The sequence below is a fragment of the Streptomyces muensis genome, assembly GCF_021474425.1.
GTDB lineage: Bacteria > Actinomycetota > Actinomycetes > Streptomycetales > Streptomycetaceae > Streptomyces > Streptomyces muensis.
The window spans coordinates 91,795-109,252 of the sequence record NZ_JAKEIP010000007.1 but is presented as its reverse complement, the minus strand read 5'-3'; the positions used below and the strand labels follow the sequence as shown (position 1 = coordinate 109,252).

Annotated in this window: 17 protein-coding genes; 5 read left to right on the top strand and 12 right to left on the bottom strand. The window is 71.3% G+C overall.

Translation table 11 applies throughout. The annotated features are described in order from the left end of the window. Positions 1–243: 243 nt before the first annotated feature. Together L0P92_RS03790 and panD are read right to left on the bottom strand one after the other, a co-directional pair. Positions 244–588, bottom strand: a complete 345-nt coding sequence (locus L0P92_RS03790) for a GNAT family N-acetyltransferase (RefSeq protein WP_234761008.1) — start codon at positions 586–588, stop codon at positions 244–246. A gap of 41 nt (positions 589–629) precedes the next feature. Beyond that, a complete protein-coding gene (gene panD, locus L0P92_RS03785; RefSeq protein ID WP_234761007.1) occupies positions 630–1,052 on the bottom strand; it encodes an aspartate 1-decarboxylase in 423 nt (140 codons plus the stop codon). Positions 1,053–1,335: 283 nt separating this feature from the next. Here panD and L0P92_RS03780 point away from each other — a divergent pair, with 283 nt between their 5' ends. The 4 genes from L0P92_RS03780 to L0P92_RS03765 all read left to right on the top strand — a co-directional run bounded on the left by L0P92_RS03780 (position 1,336) and on the right by L0P92_RS03765 (position 3,859). Continuing rightward, positions 1,336–1,830 carry a MarR family winged helix-turn-helix transcriptional regulator gene (locus L0P92_RS03780; RefSeq protein WP_234761015.1) on the top strand — a complete coding sequence of 165 codons (495 nt, stop codon included), beginning with the start codon at positions 1,336–1,338 and terminating at the stop codon, positions 1,828–1,830. 136 nt (positions 1,831–1,966) lie between these two features. After that, the gene (locus L0P92_RS03775; protein ID WP_234761014.1) at positions 1,967–2,584 is read left to right on the top strand and encodes a DsbA family protein; all 618 of its coding nucleotides are present in this window, start codon (positions 1,967–1,969) and stop codon (positions 2,582–2,584) included. A 40-nt stretch (positions 2,585–2,624) separates the two neighbouring features. Beyond that, the gene (locus tag L0P92_RS03770) at positions 2,625–3,431 is read left to right on the top strand and encodes an MBL fold metallo-hydrolase (protein ID WP_234761006.1); all 807 of its coding nucleotides are present in this window, start codon (positions 2,625–2,627) and stop codon (positions 3,429–3,431) included. Between the two features lie 5 nt (positions 3,432–3,436). Continuing rightward, the gene (locus tag L0P92_RS03765) at positions 3,437–3,859 is read left to right on the top strand and encodes a nuclear transport factor 2 family protein (RefSeq protein WP_234761005.1); all 423 of its coding nucleotides are present in this window, start codon (positions 3,437–3,439) and stop codon (positions 3,857–3,859) included. Positions 3,860–3,912: 53 nt separating this feature from the next. On the opposite strand, the gene mshA is transcribed toward L0P92_RS03765, so the two are convergent. The 9 genes from mshA to L0P92_RS03720 form a co-directional block, all read right to left on the bottom strand. Continuing rightward, positions 3,913–5,271, bottom strand: a complete 1,359-nt coding sequence (gene mshA, locus L0P92_RS03760; protein WP_234761004.1) for a D-inositol-3-phosphate glycosyltransferase — start codon at positions 5,269–5,271, stop codon at positions 3,913–3,915. Between the two features lie 8 nt (positions 5,272–5,279). Further along, positions 5,280–6,140, bottom strand: coding sequence for a formate dehydrogenase accessory sulfurtransferase FdhD (gene fdhD / locus L0P92_RS03755; RefSeq protein ID WP_234761003.1), 861 nt, complete (start codon positions 6,138–6,140; stop codon positions 5,280–5,282). Positions 6,141–6,152: 12 nt separating this feature from the next. Then, positions 6,153–7,535 carry an L-serine ammonia-lyase gene (locus L0P92_RS03750; protein ID WP_234761002.1) on the bottom strand — a complete coding sequence of 461 codons (1,383 nt, stop codon included), beginning with the start codon at positions 7,533–7,535 and terminating at the stop codon, positions 6,153–6,155. Positions 7,536–7,605: 70 nt separating this feature from the next. Continuing rightward, the gene (gene glyA, locus L0P92_RS03745) at positions 7,606–8,865 is read right to left on the bottom strand and encodes a serine hydroxymethyltransferase (protein WP_234761000.1); all 1,260 of its coding nucleotides are present in this window, start codon (positions 8,863–8,865) and stop codon (positions 7,606–7,608) included. Beyond that, positions 8,862–9,299, bottom strand: a complete 438-nt coding sequence (gcvH, locus tag L0P92_RS03740; protein WP_234760999.1) for a glycine cleavage system protein GcvH — start codon at positions 9,297–9,299, stop codon at positions 8,862–8,864. Before gcvH ends, glyA begins: the two co-directional genes overlap by 4 nt. Continuing rightward, complete coding sequence (locus L0P92_RS03735; protein WP_234760998.1) at positions 9,296–10,477, bottom strand: NAD(P)/FAD-dependent oxidoreductase; 1,182 nt, start codon at positions 10,475–10,477, stop codon at positions 9,296–9,298. The genes gcvH and L0P92_RS03735 overlap by 4 nt, the downstream gene beginning before the upstream one ends. Before the next feature lie 229 nt (positions 10,478–10,706). Next, positions 10,707–11,840, bottom strand: coding sequence for an aromatic ring-hydroxylating oxygenase subunit alpha (locus L0P92_RS03730; RefSeq protein WP_234760997.1), 1,134 nt, complete (start codon positions 11,838–11,840; stop codon positions 10,707–10,709). A 20-nt stretch (positions 11,841–11,860) separates the two neighbouring features. Further along, positions 11,861–13,009, bottom strand: coding sequence for an N-methyl-L-tryptophan oxidase (solA, locus tag L0P92_RS03725; RefSeq protein WP_234760996.1), 1,149 nt, complete (start codon positions 13,007–13,009; stop codon positions 11,861–11,863). Positions 13,010–13,068: 59 nt separating this feature from the next. After that, positions 13,069–15,516, bottom strand: a complete 2,448-nt coding sequence (locus L0P92_RS03720; protein WP_234760995.1) for a GcvT family protein — start codon at positions 15,514–15,516, stop codon at positions 13,069–13,071. A gap of 195 nt (positions 15,517–15,711) precedes the next feature. On the opposite strand from L0P92_RS03720, the gene L0P92_RS03715 reads away from it, so the two are divergent. Next, positions 15,712–16,509: an IclR family transcriptional regulator gene (locus tag L0P92_RS03715; protein WP_234760994.1), complete on the top strand. Its 798-nt coding sequence runs from the start codon at positions 15,712–15,714 to the stop codon at positions 16,507–16,509. A 16-nt stretch (positions 16,510–16,525) separates the two neighbouring features. Here the strand turns inward: L0P92_RS03715 and folP are convergent, their stop codons facing one another. Continuing rightward, complete coding sequence (gene folP / locus L0P92_RS03710; RefSeq protein WP_234760993.1) at positions 16,526–17,446, bottom strand: dihydropteroate synthase; 921 nt, start codon at positions 17,444–17,446, stop codon at positions 16,526–16,528. Positions 17,447–17,458 lie beyond the last annotated feature (12 nt).

The following is a 17,458-nucleotide window of genomic DNA, read 5'->3' as shown; positions in this document are numbered from 1 at the left end:
GGGGTGGGACCGGGTGTGGCTCCGGGTGCTGTGGCTCCGGGCCCGGTGGCGGTCCCGGATGGACCGGGTCCGTATACGGGTTGGTCATGGCGTTCTCCAGCCAGTCCGTGACATCGGCTCTGGACTACTCCCCCGCGTACCCGATGGCCGCTCCAGCAGTCACTCAGCCGCGTCACCGCGGGCGCCCGAGTGGCCCGTCGGGGGCGGCCCCGCGAACCGCCCCTCGGCGGGAACCGCCGTTCGTCAGAACCGCCCCGGGTGCTCCCGCAGCCAGTCCTTCGCCGCCTCCAGCAGCCCGGGGTCAGCCGCCGGGGCCTCGTCGGGGTGGCGTTCGGCCCACTTCACGACGTACGGGCACAGCGGCGCGACGACGACTCCCTCGCGCGCCGCCATGCCGTACAGCTCACGTGCCAGGGAGCCCGCGATGCCCTGCCCCTCGTGGGCCGGTTCCACGATGGTGTGGACGGGGACGAGGGCACGGGCCGGGCCTTCGAGGACGAAGTACTCGATACGGCCGGTGACTTCGTCGCCCAGCAGGGCCTCCAGGCGGCCCGCCGCCCGGTCGTCGCGGATCTCGATGTCGCTCATGGCACGCTCCTGGTCCGGCTCGGGTGGGACGTCGAGTGCGCTCAGAGGGCCGGCACGGCCTGCGGACTGCGCTCCTGGTCGGAGCCCGGCACCGGCTCGGACGGGTCGGCGCCCAGGGCCACGATCCGGTTGGCGCCGTCCACGTGCACCACTCGCGGCTCGAACTCCCGCGCCTCGGCGTCGGTCAGCTGAGCGTAGCTGATGATGATCACCAGGTCACCGGGGTGCACGAGATGGGCGGCGGCACCGTTGATCCCGACGACCCCCGAGCCGCGCTCGCCCTTGATGACGTACGTCTCCAGCCGGGCGCCGTTGGTGATGTCGACGATGTGGACGAGCTCACCGGGGAGCAGGTCGGCGGCGTCGAGGAGGTCCGCGTCGATGGTCACCGATCCCACGTAGTGCAGGTCGGCCTGGGTGACGGTGGCGCGGTGGATCTTGGACTTGAACAGCGTACGAAGCATCGGTGAACTCCCGCACATAGGCTCCCTGCCTGCGCTTTTGCAGGTCAAGGGCTGGTTTTCGTCGCGGGGTGCCCGGAGTCGTCGCCCGTTCCCGCGCCACCCCACGACGAACGGCAGACGCCAGCCTACGCAACGGACTCCGAAGACGTTCGTGACCATCGCCACAGGGCACGCGCACCGTCCCGCCCGCCCTCGCCGTGGCCGCTCCGAAGCCTCTCCGGCCGGGACACGGCATGATCAGTGAATGGAGGCAGCCGAGGACCGGACAGGCGGTGGTGGGGACATGGGTGAGCGGGCGGAGATCTCGTCGCCGAAGGAGGCCGCGAACAACGCGCTGGTGCTGGCGTTCGGGCGGCTGCAGGGGGCCGCGAACCGGCTGGAGTACATCCTGGGGCGGGCCCTGGAGCGTGAGTGCGGCATCAGCCATCTGATGTACGAGGTGCTGCTCATCCTGGGGCGGGCGGAGGGGGCCGGACTGTCGATGCGGTCCCTCGCCCAGGAGCAGGTGCTGACCACGGGTGGGGTGACCCGGCTGGTGGACCGGATGGAGGCGGCGGGGCTGGTCGAGCGCACCGAGGACCCCGGCGACCGTCGTGGGCGCCTGGTGCGACTGACGCCGTTGGGAGAGGAGACCACCGTGCGCGCCTCCCTGCTCCATGTGGAGAACATCCGGCGCTACTTCCTGGCGCCGTTGCCGCCCGAGGACCGGGAGCGGTTCGCCGAGAACCTGCGCGTTCTGAGCCACTCGGCGCGCGACGAGCTGCCTCGTCTGCCCTGAGGTGCACTGAGGTGCACTGAGGGAAGAGGGCACAGATGTGGCCGCCGTCACAGGAGCGAGGAAATATCTGACGCGTCAGCTACTGTTCTGTCAGATGAATCGCTCGCATCCGGCGGGCGCCCTGCCGAGGATCGCCATGCAGCTCGTCTACGTCTTCGATGCCTACTGCGGCTGGTCGCACGGGTTCTCCGGCGCCCTGCGCGAGGTCTCCTCCCGTCACCCGGAGCTGCCGGTGGTGGTGGTCTCCGGGGGCCTGTTCACCGGGCCGCGTCGGGTGCCGATCCGTGAGTTCGGATACGTCCAGGGAGCGAACGCCAAGATCGCCGAGCTGACCGGCGCCGAGTTCGGCGACGCGTACGAACGGCTGATCGCCGACGGGTCGTTCGTGATGGACTCCGAAGCCGCCGCGCGAGGCGTCGCGGCTCTGCGGCGGATCGCCCCCGAGCGCGCCGCGGAGCTGGCCATGGCCCTGCAGCGGGCCTTCTACGTCGACGGTCTGAGCCTCTCCGAGCCCGCGACCTACCGGGAGATCGCCGAGCGGGCCGGGCTGGACGCGGACGCCGTGGCCGCCGCCTTCGCGGCCCCCGAGGCGCTGGAGGCGGCCCAGGCCGACTTCCACCTCGGTGCCGAGCTGGGCGTCACCGGCTTCCCCACCCTCCTCGCCGTCGACGGCGACCGGGTCACTCCCCTTGCCCACGGCCACGCCACGGCCGACGAGGTCGACGCACGGCTCGCGGACCTCGCCACCTCCTGAAGCTCCTCCCCACCCTTCACCTCCCGTTCAAGGAGTCACGATGAGCACTCTGTCCTTCAAGGTCCTGGACCTGGACTTCCCCGCCGGCAGCAAGAACAAGACAGCCACACTCGTCACCGGGGAGAACGAGGCCCTGCTGGTGGACGCCGCCTTCACCCGCGCCGACGGCCACCGCCTCGCCGCCGAGATCCTCGACTCCGGCAAGAAGCTCACCACCGTCTTCATCAGCCACGGCGACCCCGACTTCTACTTCGGCGCCGAAGTCATCGCCGACGCCTTCCCCGAGGCGAGGTTCGTCGCCACCGAGCACGTCATCGCACACATCCGGCACTCCTACGAGGGCAAGCTCAAGGCGTGGGCGGCGCTCGGCGCGAATCTGCCGACCCGCCTCGTCGACATCGAACCGCTCACCGGCGACCTCTCCCTGGAGGGCCACCGCTTCGAACTCAAGGGCGGCCCGGCCGAGCTGTCCGACCGGCACTACCTGTGGCAGGCCGAGCAGCGCGCGATCCTCGGCGGTGTCCTGCTCTTCCAGCAGGAGCACGTCTGGGTCGCCGACACCCGGACCCCCGAACAGCGCGCCGCCTGGGTCGAACTGCTCGACGAGATGGCCGCGCTCGACCCCCAACTGGTCGTCCCCGGTCACCGTCTGCCCGACACCGCCGCCGACGTCTCCGCCATCATCGCCACCCGCGACTACCTGGTGGCCTTCGAGGAGGAGCTCGGCAAGGCCGCCGATGGCGCCGCGCTGACCGAGGCCCTCGTCGCCCGCCACCCGGACCACGGCATGCTGATCGCCGCCCAGATCGGCGCCAAGGTCGCCAAGGGCGAGATGAAGTGGGGCTGACCGCGATGACCGACACCGCCACCGACTTCGCCACGTCCACCGCCCCCGCCGACGTCGTACGCCGCCAGTACCTGGCGTCCGCGAACCGGGACCTGGCAGCCCTGCGCGCGACCCTCGCCCCCGACGTGGAGTGGACGGAGATGGCCGGCTTCCCGCTCGCCGGTACCTACCGCACGCCCGACGGGGTCACCTCCAACGTGATGGAGAAGCTGGGCCAGGACTGGGACGACTGGACCGCCCACGACGACACCTATGTCGTCGACGGCGAGAACGTCGTCGTCCTGGCCCGCTACACCGCGGTCAACAAGGCCACGGGCAAGCCGATCGACGTCCGGGTGGTCCACCACTTCGTGGTACGCGGCGGGTTGATCGTCCGCTTCGAGCAGTTCGTCGACACCGCGCTCGTCCGCGACGCCATGACCGGCTGAGGCTTTCGCGAGCGTGGGGGTGGCGGTGTAGGGAGCGCCGCCCCCACGTTCGATCACGAGATGCGTCGGGCAAGCCGGTGGTCGTGCAGGGCGGCCTTGTAGACGTCCGCCGTCGCCGCGGCGGCCGTGGCCCAGCCGAAGGACCGGGCGTGCCGGAGCGCGGCCTCGCTCATGCGGGTGCGGCGGGCCGGGTCGTCGGCGAAGCCGTACATCGCCCGCGCGTAGTCCGCGGGATCGTGCCCGCGTACGAGGATGCCGCTCACTCCGTCCCGTACCGCCACCGGAAGACCGCCGACCTCGGCGGCGATCACCGGGGTGCCGCAGGCCTGTGCCTCGACGGCCACCAGTCCGAAGGACTCGCTGTGGGACGGCATGACCAGGACGGACGCCGCCCGGTACCAGTCGGCGAGGCGGTCCTGGCCGACCGGTGGCCGGAACAGCACCACATCCGAGATGCCGAGCCGGGCCGCCAGCTTCTGCAGTCCTTCCGGCCTGGCCAGGCCGCTGCCGCTCGGCCCTCCCACCACCGGCACCACGAGCCGCTCACGCAGCCACGGTCGTTCCTGGAGCAGCCGGGCGACCGCGCGCAGCAGGACATCGGGTGCCTTCAGCGGCTGTACGCGGCCCACGAAGAGCGGGATCAGGGCGTCCTGCGGCAGGCCGAGCCGGGAGCGGGCCGCCGACCGGCCGGCCTCGACACCGCGGGCGTCGGGGCGGAAGCGTTGCAGGTCTACGCCGGGGTGGACGACGGCGACCCGGCCGGTCTCGGCGTCGTAGTGACGGAGCAGTTCGCCGGCTTCCTTCTCGGTGTTCGCTATCAACCGGTCGGCGGCCCTGACGACCTGGGTCTCGCCGATCACCCGGGCCGCCGGCTCGGGGGTGTCGCCCTGGGCGAGGGAGGCGTTCTTGACCTTGGCCATGGTGTGCATGGCGTGGACGAGAGGGACGCCCCAGCGCTCGGCGGCGAGCCGGCCGACATGGCCCGAGAGCCAGTAGTGGGAGTGGACCAGGTCGTAGTGGCCGGGGTGGTGACCGGCCCAGACCCGCGTCAGGCCGTGGGTGAAGGCGCACAGTTGGGCGGGCAGGTCCTCCTTGGCCAGTCCCTCGTAGGGTCCGGCGGCCACGTGCCGCACCAGGACGCCGGGCGCGAGTTCGACACTGGGCGGGAGGGCGGCGGACGTGGCCCGGGTGAAGATCTCCACCTCGATGTCGAGGGTGGCGAGGCGCTTGGCGAGCTCGACGATGTACACGTTCATGCCGCCGGCGTCGCCCGTGCCGGGCTGGTGCAGCGGTGAGGTGTGCACGCTGAGCATCGCGACGCGGCGGGGGCGGCGGGGTGCGCCACGTGTCCGAAGTCGGGGCGGCGGGCCGGTGAGTGCGGTGGCGTGCCGTCGCTCTTCGAGCCCGGTCATGGGCCGGCTCACCTCGTCGGCCCCCCGGCCATGGCCTCGGCTCGCAGGTCGAGGCGCTGCTCACCGGCGTACACGTTCATGGAGCCGCCGCGCAGGAAGCCGACGAGCGTGAGGCCGGTCTCGGTCGCGAGGTCCACGGCGAGGGAGGACGGTGCCGAGACCGCCGCCAGCAGGGGGATGCCGGCCATCACCGCCTTCTGCGCCAGTTCGAAGGACGCCCGGCCGGACACGAGCAGGATGCTCCGGGACAGCGGCAGGTGCCCGGACCGGAGCGCACGGCCGATCAGCTTGTCGACGGCGTTGTGCCGGCCCACGTCCTCACGGAGGTCGAGTAGTTCGCCCTCCGGGGAGAACAGCCCGGCGGCGTGCAGACCACCGGTGCGGTCGAACACCCGCTGGGCGGCCCGAAGTTGGTCGGGCAGGGCCGCGAGCAACGCGGGTGTGACACGGACCGGCGGCGTGTCGGCGATCGTCCACCGCGCGGTGGTCCGTACGGCGTCCAGGGAGGCCTTTCCGCACAGACCACACGACGACGTGGTGTACACATTGCGCTCAAGGGTGATGTCGGGCACCGGCACACCCGGGGCGAGCCGCACGTCGACGACGTTGTACGTGTTGGAGCCGTCGGCCGTGGCGCCCGCGCAGTACACGACGCTGGCCACCTCCTCGGCCCGGCCTATGACGCCTTCGCTCACCAGGAATCCGACGGCCAGCGCGAAGTCGTCGCCGGGCGTGCGCATGGTGATCGCGAGCGGCCTGCCGTTCAGCCGGATCTCCAGCGGCTCCTCGGCGACCAGGGTGTCCGGGCGGCTGCTCGCCGCGCCCTCGCGGATCCGCAGTACCCGCCGTCGCTCGGTGACCCGTCCCATGGCCCTGGTTCCTCAGCACTCGATGACGTTGACGGCGAGGCCGCCGCGGGCGGTCTCCTTGTACTTGACCTTCATGTCGGCGCCGGTCTCCTTCATGGTCTTGATGACCTTGTCGAGGGAGACGTGGTGGCGGCCGTCGCCGCGCAGGGCCATCCGGGCGGCGGTGACGGCCTTGACCGCGGCCATGCCGTTGCGTTCGATGCAGGGGATCTGGACGAGGCCGCCGACGGGGTCGCAGGTGAGGCCGAGGTTGTGCTCCATGCCGATCTCGGCGGCGTTCTCGACCTGTTCGGGGCTTCCGCCGAGGACCTCGGCGAGGCCGCCGGCGGCCATGGAGCAGGCGGAGCCGACCTCGCCCTGGCAGCCGACCTCGGCGCCGGAGATGGAGGCGTTCTCCTTGAAGAGCATGCCGATGGCGCCCGCCGCGAGGAGGAAGCGGACGACGCCCTCGTCGTCGGCGCCCGGCACGAAGTCGAGGTAGTACTGCAGTACGGCGGGGATGATGCCCGCGGCGCCGTTCGTCGGAGCGGTGACGACCCGGCCGCCCGCCGCGTTCTCCTCGTTCACGGCCATCGCGTAGAGGGTCACCCACTCCATGGCGCGGCCCGTCGCGTCGCCCTCGCTGCGCAGTGCCCGCGCCGCCGCGGCGGCCCGCCGGCGGACCTTCAGCCCGCCGGGGAGGATGCCCTCGCGGCCCAGCCCTCGGGAGACACAGGCCGTCATGACGCGCCAGATCTCCAGCAGGCCCGCGCGGATCTCCTCCTCGGTGCGCCAGGCCTTCTCGTTCTCCAGCATCAGCGCGGAGATCGACAGGCCGGTCTCCCGGGAGAGCCGCAGCAGTTCGTCACCGGTGCGGAACGGGTGCGGCAGCACGGTGTCGTCGAGTTTGATCCGGTCGGCGCCGACCGCGTCCTCGTCGACCACGAAACCACCGCCGACCGAGTAGTACGTCTTCTCCAGCAGCGGCACCCCGTCGGCGTCGTAGGCGAAGAGGATCATGCCGTTGGCGTGGTACGGCAGCGAGCGCCGGCGGTGCAGGACGAGCTGGGTCGAGGCGTCGAAGTCGATCTCGTGGGCCGGGCCGATCTCGGCGCCGAGGAGGCGGATGCGCCCGGTGTGGCGGATCCGTTCGACGTCCAGGTCGGCCTGGGCGACGTCGACGGTGTGCGGTTCGTTGCCCTCCAGGCCGAGCAGGACCGCCTTGGGGGTGCCGTGGCCGTGGCCGGTGGCACCGAGGGAACCGAACAGTTCGGCCCGTACCGCGGCGGTCTCGGCGAGTACGCCGTCCTGCTTGAGCCGGGTGACGAACATGACGGCGGCACGCATCGGACCGACGGTGTGCGAACTGGAGGGGCCGATACCGATGGAGAACAGGTCGAAGACGCTGATTGCCACGCCATACTCCGGGGGATGGGAGGGGCGTGCCGAGCGGTCACGGGCACGCCCCCTGCGGGAGGTTGTCGGTTTACAGACCGGGGTAGAGCGGGTGCTTGTCGGCCAGGGCCTTGACCCGGGCCTTCAGCGCCTCGGCGTCGTACGAAGCCTTGAGCATCTCGGCGATGACGTCCGCGACCTCGGCAAAGTCCTCGGCGGTGAAGCCGCGGGTGGCCAGCGCCGGGGTGCCGATGCGCAGGCCCGAGGTCACCATCGGCGGGCGCGGGTCGTTGGGGACGGCGTTGCGGTTGACCGTGATGCCGACCTCGTGGAGGCGGTCCTCGGCCTGCTGCCCGTCCAGCTCGGAGGCGCGCAGGTCGACCAGGATCAGGTGCACGTCCGTACCACCGGAGAGCACGTTCACACCGGCCTCACGGGCGTCGGCGGCCGTCAGCCGCTCCGCCAGGATGCGGGCGCCCTCGACCGTGCGGCGCTGGCGCTCCTTGAACTCCTCGCTCGCGGCGACCTTGAAGGAGACCGCCTTGGCCGCGATCACATGCTCCAGGGGGCCGCCCTGGAAGCCCGGGAAGACCGAGGAGTTCAGCTTCTTGGCGAAGTCCTTCTTCGCCAGGATGATGCCGCCGCGCGGGCCGCCCAGCGTCTTGTGGGTGGTGGAGGTGACCACGTCCGCGTACTGGACCGGGTTGGGGTGCAGCCCGGCCGCCACCAGGCCCGCGAAGTGCGCCATGTCGACCCACAGGTACGCCCCGGCCTCGTCGGCGATCCGGCGGAACTCGGCGAAGTCCAGCTGCCGCGGGTACGCCGACCAGCCCGCGATGATCACCTTCGGCCGGTGCTCCTTCGCCAGCCGCTCCAGCTCCGCCATGTCGACGAGCCCGCTCTCGGAGTCCACGTGGTACGGGACCACCTTGAACTGCTTGCCCGAGAAATTGATCTTCATCCCGTGGGTGAGGTGGCCGCCGTGGGCCAGGTCCAGGCCCAGGATGGTGTCGCCGGGCTGGGCCAGCGCGAACAGGGCCGCCTGGTTGGCGGAGGCGCCGGAGTGGGGCTGGACGTTGGCGTACTCGGCGCCGAACAGCTCCTTGACCCGGTCGATGGCGATCTGCTCGGCGACGTCGACGTGCTCACAGCCACCGTAGTAGCGGCGGCCCGGGTAGCCCTCGGCGTACTTGTTGGTCAGGACCGAACCCTGCGCCTCAAGCACGGCGACCGGGGCGAAGTTCTCGGAGGCGATCATCTCCAGGGTCGACTGCTGACGCTCCAGCTCGGCGTCGACAGCGGCGGCGACGGCCGGATCGAGCTCGTGCAGGGGCTGGTTGAACAGGGTCATCGGCGGTCTCCTCGGGTGTGCGCACAGTGGGCGGCGTAGGCATCGGCGTTCAGCGCGCCGGCGATGTTCTCGACCCGTAGCCGGAACAGCCAGCCGCCGGTGTAGGGGGCGGCGTTGACGACGCCGGGGTCGTCGGTCAGTGCCGTGTTGACTTCAAGGACCCAGCCCGAGGCGGGGGCGTACAAGCCGCTGACGGCCGTGCGGGACTCGATCTCGCCACAGCTCTCCCCCGCCTCGACCCAGGCGCCGACCGCGGGCAGCCGGAGGTGGACGACGTCGCCGAGGGCCTGCGCCGCGAAGGCGGTGATGCCGACGGTCGCGTTGCCCTCGTCGACGATCAGCCACTCGTGGTCCCAGGTGTACCGCAGATGCCGCGGGATGCTCGGGGCGGTCTCCCGCGTGGCATGCGGGGAGAGCCGAGGCGAGGCGCTCATGAGACGGCGGCCGCTGCGGCGGGGACGAGGGTGCGGCGGAGCCGGTTGAAGAACTTCGGCTGGTTGAGGGAGAGCACGGCGACCGGGGTGCCCTCACGTCGGTAGACGGCGGTGAAGGCCCGGCTGTCGACGTCGCCCTCGACGACCTCGGGCTCGGCGCCGGGGGCGACGTGTCCGGCGACCTGGATGCGCACGCCGTACTGGTCGGACCAGAAGTACGGCGCGGTGAGCGGGGCAGGGGCCGACACACCGGTCAGCAGGGTGCGGGCGGCCGTCTTCGCCTGCTCGGTGGCGTTGCTCCAGTGCTCGATGCGGGCGTGCCGTCCGGTGAAGGGGTTGGGGCAGCGGGCGACGTCGCCGACGGCGACCACGCCCGGGACACCGGTCGAGCAGCCGGCGTCGCACACCACACCGTCGTCGATCTGCACACCGGAACCGGCGAGCCAGTCGGTGTTGGGCCGCACGCCCACCCCGGCCACGACGATGTCGGCGGGCAGCAGACGTCCGTCCGCGAGGCGTACGCCCGTCACCCGGCCCTCGCCGACGAGTTCCGCCACTCCGGTCCCGCGCAGCAGGCGCACCCCGTGATCGCTGTGGAGCGAGGAGCACACCAGCCCCATCTCGCGGCCGAGTTGGCGCTCCAGCGGTACCTCGAGGGCCTCGACGACGGTGACGTGGAGTCCGAGTCCCCGGGCGGTGGACGCCACCTCGGCACCGATGAACCCGGCGCCGATGACGACGACCCGGGGCCTGCCGTCGAGCAGTTCCGCACGCAGGGCCTGGGCGTCGTCCAGGGTGCGCAGGGTGTGGACGCCGGCGAGTCCGTCGGTGCCGGGGAGCGTGCGGGGGCTGGCGCCGGTGGCGACGACGACTCCGTCGGTGCGCACATGCCGGCCGCCGCCCAGGGTGACGGTGCGGGCCACGGGGTCGAGCCGCACGGCGCGCTCACCGAGCAGCCACTGCGCGTCCAGGATCTCGTACTCGTCCGCGTCGCTCAGCGCGAGCGCGGCGGCGTCGACGTCCCCCTTGAGGAAGTCCTTGGACAGCGGGGGGCGGTCGTAGGGATCGTGGCGCTCCTCCCCCACGACGACGATCTCGCCGTCATAGCCCTCGGCGCGCAGCGCACGGACCGTGCTCAGCCCTGCCAGCGACGCTCCGACGACGGTGATGCTCCTCATGCCGGCTCCAAAGAGAGGGGATGTCTCATATGACACAACGACACTCGCTATACGCAACATGCTTTCCGCGTGGCGCGGGCGTTGTCAAGGGAGGTGTCGTACATCGATTTCTGATGATGCTCACGGTTGCGCGACTCGCAACGTCGGTGGGGCGGATGGCCCCCTGGCCCGTCCACCTGCCGGAGGGGCCGCAACAGCAGGTGGACGGGCGGTTCCGGGGTGGCGGCGATCAGTGCGCGGGCCGTACGTCCAGCTTGTTCTGGAGCCAGGTGTGGAACTCGCCGATGTGGTGCTCACTGGGCACCAGGACGCCGCCCTTGGCGTACGCCTTCGAGCTCATCGCCGGCTGGGTGCGCTCACAGGCGTCGAAGTCCTGCTGGTTGACCCGGTGGAACAGCTCCACCGAGCGGTCCACGTCCTTGCCGCTCTCGACGACGTGCGGCAGGTACAGCCAGTCGCACTCGACGACCGTGCGGTCGGCCGCCATGGGGTACATCCGGTGGAAGATCACATGGTCGGGGACGAGGTTGATGAAGACCTGCGGCCGGACGGTGATCGCGTAGTAGCGGCGGTCCTGCTCCTCGGCGACACCGGGGATGCGGTCAAGACCCTCGGAACCGTCCACGGTGAAGCCCTGGACGTCCTCGCCGAACTCCGCTCCGTGACCCACGTAGTACTGGGCGGCGTATCCGTCCGCGAACTCCGGCAGGACCTCGGTCAGTTCGGGGTGGATGGTCGCGCAGTGGTAGCACTCCATGAAGTTCTCGATGATGAGCTTCCAGTTGGCCTGGACGTCGTAGGTGATACGGCGGCCCAGCCGCAGGTTGTCCATGTCGTAGCGCTCGATCGACTCGAGGTCGCCGAGCCGCTCCACTACCGCGCCCTGCACGTCGGCCTCGAAGGAGGGCGGGTTGTCGGCCAGGCACACCCATACGTACCCGAGCCACTCCCGCACATGGACGTTGACCAGGCCGTACGCGGTGCGGTCGATGTCCGGCATCGAGGTCAGGTTGGGCGCGGCGACGAGCTTGCCGTCCAGGCCGTAGGTCCAGGCGTGGTACGGGCACTGGAAGGCCCGCTTGACCTCGCCGGACTCCTCGGTGCACAGCTTGGCCCCGCGGTGCCGGCAGATGTTCAGGAACGCCTTGACCGAGCCGTCCCGCGAGCGGGAGATCAGCACGCTCTCGCGGCCCACCTGGTAGGTGCGGAAGGCGCCGGGCTTGGCCAGGTCGGCGGCGCGGGCCGCGCAGAACCACATGGTCTCGAAGACCCGCTCCTGCTCCTGGGCGAAGACCGCGGGGTCGGTGTAGTACTCGCCGGACAGCGTGGGGATCAGGCTGGGCGGCAGGTTCGTGATGGTCATCTCGTCACCTTCGGAGAATGTCAGACGCGCACGCGGCGGGGGTCGAACAGGGCGATGGGGTGGTCGGTGCTGCCTTCCGTTGCCAGGTCGGCGATGATCTCGCCGATGACGGGGACGAACTTGAACCCGTGGCCGGAGAATCCGCAGGCCACCGTCACCTGCGGATGATCGGGGTGCGGGGCGAGGACGAAGTGCTCGTCCGGGGTGTTGGCGTACATGCAGGCCGCGCCCTTGAGGAAGCGGCCGGGCAGGGTGGGGATGCGCGGGCGCAGGTACTCGGCCATGGCCGCGATCTCGTCCGGGTGGATCTCGCGGTCCAGGGTGTCGGGGTCGCTGGGGGCGCCCTTGCGGAAGAAGGCGACCTTGGCGCCGCCGTCGGGGCCGTCGAGCGCGGGGAAGCCGTAGATCTGGGTACCGTCCGGGTCCTCCCAGATGTAGACCGGGTGCCGTTCGGCGCTGAACGGACGGACCCCGCCCTCGGGTTGGAACCAGTACATGACCTGGCGCTCCACCGTCACGCGCACGCCGAGGTCGGCCAGGAGCTTCGGGGCCCAGGCGCCGGGGGCGATGACCAGCCGTTCGGCGGTGTAGGCGCCCCGGTCGGTGACCACCCAGGCCTTGCCGCCCGCGCCCTCCGCCTCCCAGCCGAGCACCATTTCGGCGAAGTGCAGATCGGCGCCGTGGGCCTTCGCCAGCTCCAGGTGGGCCGTGACGGTGGCCTCGGGCCGGGCGATGCCGGCCTTGCGCTCGTAGAAGGCGACGTCCTCGGCCGCCGGGTGGAAGGTGGGGAAGCGGCGCCGGATCTCGGCGGCGCCCAGGACCTCGTGGTCCAGGCCCCACTCGTGGGCGCTGCGCAGCGTGCCGGCGAAGGCCTCGCTGTTCTCACGGCCGATCATGAGACCGCCGGTCTCCCTGAAGACCTCGCGGCCGGAGTCGGCGGCGAGCTTCTCCCACAGTTCGTGGGAGCGCAGAAGCAGCGGTACGTAGGCCGGGTCCTCGAAGTAGGCCTGCCGGTAGATCCGGGATCCGCCGTGGCTGGACCCGAGGTTGTGGGCCGGGCCGAAGCGCTCCAGGCCGAGCACGCGCTGCCCGCGAGCGGCGAGGTGACAGGCGGCGGCGCTGCCCATCCCGCCCAGGCCGACGACGATCACGTCGTACGAAGTGGCCATGTCCATCTCCTGGGGAAGTTGGCGATGAGGGTGTGGTGCTGTCGGCGCCCGGCGCCGGTTCAGCGCCGGATCCGGGACATCTCCGGGTCGAAGAGGGGCTCGGCGGCGGTGACGGCCGGGACCTTGACGCCGAAGTACTCGATCTCCACCGCCGTTCCGGGCGCGGCGTGTTCGGCGGGCAGCCAGGCGTAGGCGATCGGGGCGCCGACGGTGTAGCCGTACGCGGCGCTGGTCACGTGGCCGACCGGGCGGCCGTTCACGTACACCGGTTCGTGCCCCATCACCACCGACTGCTCGTCCTGGACGACCAGCGGCGTGAGCCGGCGGGTGACGGTCTCGTCGCTGATGCCCTCCAGCGCGGATCTGCCGGTGAAGTGCGCCTTGGCGCGGCGGACGGCGAAGCCGAGACCGGCCTCGTAGGGGTTGTGCTCGGTGGTCATGTCATGGCCCCAGGAGCGGTACCCCTTCTCCAGGCGCAGGCTGTTGAAGGCGCTGCGTCCGGCGGCGATGATCCCCAGCTCCTGACCGGCGTCCCACAGGGTGTCCCACAGTCTGGCGCCGAGGTCGGCGGTGGTGTAGATCTCCCAGCCGAGCTCGCCGACGTAGCTCAGCCGCATCGCGGTGACCGGGACGTCGCCGAGGTGGGCCTGCCTGGCTTTGAAGTAGCCGAATCCCTTGTGGGAGAAGTCGGTGTCGGTCAGCGGCTGCACGAGGTCGCGGGCGAGCGGGCCCCACACGCCGAGGCAGCAGGTTCCCGCGGTGATGTCCCGTACCTGCACGGAGCCGTCGCCGGGCAGGTGTCGGCGCAGCCGGTCCAGGTCGAGGTTGCCGTTGGCGCCGATCTGGAAGCGTTCGGTCTCCAGGCGGGCGATGGTCAGGTCGCTGCGGATGCCGCCGGCGGAGTCGAGCAGCAGGGTGTAGGTGACCGAGCCGACCGGCTTGTCGAGCTGATTGCTGGTCAGTTTCTGGAGGAAGGCGAGCGCTTCGGGGCCGGTGACCTCCAGCCGCTTGAGCGGGGTCATGTCGTACAGGGCCACCCGTTCGCGGGTGACGAGGGCCTCGGCGCCGGCGATCGGCGACCAGTGGCGGGACGCCCAGGCGTTGCGTCCGGGGATCCGGGCGACCTCGGGCAGGGCGGCGTTGGCCTCGTACCAGTGCGGGCGCTCCCAGCCGCCGCCCTCCAGGAAGACCGCGCCGAGGGCCTGCTGACGGGTGTGGAAGGGGCTGACCCGCAGGGGGCGCGGCCGTTCGGCCGGCTGCAGCGGGTGCAGGATGTCGTACACCTCGGCGAAGTTCTGGCAGCTGCGCTCGTGCACGTACGACGGCGCCAGCTGGACCTCCTCGAAGCGGTTGAGGTCGCATTCGTGGACGTCCGTGCCGGGCCGGCCGTCGACGAGCCACTCGGCCATGGCCCTGGCGACGCCCGCCGAGTGGGTGACCCACACGGCCTCCGCCAGCCAGAAGCCCTGGACCCTGGACGACTCGCCCATCAGCGGCATGCCGTCGGAAGTGAAGGAGAAGACGCCGTTGAAGCCTTCCTCGATCTTCGTGTCCGCCAGGGACGGGAGCAGGGCGAGTGAGTCGGCCCAGGCGCCCTCGAAGTCGGCCTCGGTGAACTCCAGCGAGGACGGCATCACCGCGTCACGGGGGTGTGCCACGTCGTCCAGGCTGACGGGCATCGGCCGGTGGGCGTAGGAGCCGATGCCGATCCGGTCGACGAGTTCGCGGTAGTACAGGCCCGCGTCCTGGTTGCGCAGGATCGGCAGGGACGCCTCGGTGCGCTCGTCGTTGCGGCCGGCCAGCAGCGGGAGTCCGGTGGTGCGGGCGTACTGGTGGGCCAGGGGCACCAGGGGCACCGGCTGTCCGACCATGCGGCCGATCCTCGGTCCCCAGAAACCGGCGCAGGAGACCACGACGTCCGCCGGGAAGGTGCCCTGGTCGGTGACGACCGCGCTGACCCGGTCGCCCGTCGTCTCGATGCCGGTCACGGTGTGGTGGGCGTGGAAGCGGGCGCCGCGGGCCGTCGCCAGGCGGGCCTGGGCCTCGCTCGCCCGCAGCGCCTTGGCCAGGCCGTCGCTCGGGATGTGGAATCCGCCGAGGATCCGCTCGGGGTCCAGCAGGGGGTGCAGTGCCGCCGACTCCTCGGGGGTCAGCAGTCGGCTGTCCACGCCCCAGGAGGTCAGCCATCCGTGCCGGCGCTGGATCTCCGCCAGCCGCTCGGGGCTGGCGGCCACCTCCAGGCCGCCGACCTGGTTGAAGCACCACTGCCCGTCCAGGGTCAGCGCGTTGTACTTCTCGACGGTGTAGCGGGCGAACCCGGTCATCGTCTTGGACCCGCTGGTCTGGAACACCAGGCCGGGGGCGTGGGAGGTGGAGCCGCCCGTGGCGAAGAGCGGGCCCTGCTCCAGGACGGTGACGTCCGTCCAGCCGCGTGCGGTCAGTTCGTCACTGAGCGCGCACCCGACGATGCCGGCGCCGATGATGACCACCTTCGGCTGTGCCGCCATGGCCTTCCTCCAGATTCGTGTGCGGCTCGTTTGTTGCGCTATCCGCAACCATCTTCGCTATAAGCAACGAACGACCAAACTGTCTCCTCGCGGACACTCACTGTCAAGGGGTTGGTCGGGCGAACTCGTTCCCTGACGGGACGGGTCGTGCGAGGATGCGGGCGGACGCCGTGGACGCATGGTTATAGTTGCGGTATGAGCAACCACACTGCAGAGGGCGCAACAACAGGTCCCGCGGCGAGCGGAGTTCAGTCCGTCGACCGTGCCGTCAGTGTCCTGGAGATCCTCGCCCAGCGCGGCGAGGCGGGGGTCAGCGAGGTCGCGGCCGAGATCGACGTCCACAAGTCGACCGCGTTCCGTCTGCTCGGGGCGCTGGAGGCGCGGGGGCTGGTCGAGCAGACGGCGGAGCGGGGGAAGTACCGGCTCGGCTTCGGGCTGGTCCGGCTGGCCGGCGCGGTCACGGGTCGGCTGGACATCACCCAGCAGGGCCGGCCGGTGTGCGAGCGGCTCAGCGACGAGCTCGGCGAGACCGTCAACATCGCGGTCCTCCAGGAGCACTTCGCCGTCAACCTCTATCAGGTGCGCGGACCGGGCGCGGTCGGCACGCACAACTGGGTCGGCCAGCTCACTCCGGTGTACGCCACGTCGAGCGGCAAGATCCTGCTCGCTCATCTGACGGAGCAGGACCGCACGCGGGTGCTCGCGGAGTCGGGGATCCACAAGCTGACGCCGCACACGCTGACGGCCAGGACGAAGCTGGAGAAGAACCTGGCCGAGTCCCGCGAGCGCGGCTATGCGGTGGCGCTGGAGGAACTGGAGATCGGACTGCACGCCGTCGCGGCGCCGATCCGGTCCCGCGAAGGCGAGGTCATCGCCGCGCTCAGCGCCTCCGGCCCCACCTACCGCTTCACCGAGGACCACATCCACGAGGTCGCGCCCGTGCTGATCGGCGGCGCCGACGAGATCAGCCGCCGCATGGGCTGGCTGGGCTGACGCCCCGGGGCGGCGCTCAGCCCAGCGGCGACCGCACCGACTCTCCCGCCTCGGCTCCCCAACGGGCCGTCACCCGTACCGCGTCGGCCGTCGAGGCGACATCGTGCACGCGCAGGCACCACACGCCCTGTGCGGCGGCGAGCACGGACACGGCGGTGGTCGCGGCATCGCGCAGCCGCGCCGGGCGGGGCTGTCCCGTCGCGCGGTCCGCCAGCAGGCTGCCCAGGAACGCCTTGCGGGACGCGCCCACGAGGACGGGATGGCCGAGGGCCACGACCTCCCCCAGACGGCCCAGCAGCTCCCAGTTGTGCTCGGCCGTCTTGGCGAAGCCCAGCCCGGGGTCGACGACCAGGCGGCCGGGCGTGATCCCCGCCTCAAGGGCGGCCTCGATCCGCAGCCGCAGCTCGTCGAGCACATCGGTGACGACGTCGCCGTAGAGGGCGTTCGCCTGCATGCCGGCCGAGTGCCCCCGCCAGTGCATCAGGACGTACGGCGTCCCCGCCCGCGCCATCAGCGGCAGCATGGCGGGGTCGGCGAGGCCCCCTGAGACGTCGTTGACCAGCCGCGCACCCGCGTCCAGCGCGCGGGCGGCGACCTCGGCCCGCATCGTGTCGACACTCACGACGGCGCCCGCCGCCGCGAGTTCCCGGACGACGGGCAGCACCCGTCGCAGTTCCTCATCGACCGGCGGGCGTACGGCGCCGGGGCGGGTCGACTCGCCGCCCACGTCCACGATGTCCGCGCCCTGTTCGAGCAGCGCGAGTCCATGGGCGACGGCCGATTCCGGGGCGAACGACAGGCCGCCGTCGGAGAACGAGTCCGGCGTCACGTTCACCACACCCATGACCATGGTCCGGCCGGGTCGTGGCAGCCCACGCGGATGGAGCCCGGGCGTTCCCGGATGCGCAGGCGCGGTCGTGTCAGCGGTGGTGGTCACGGGGTATCCGCC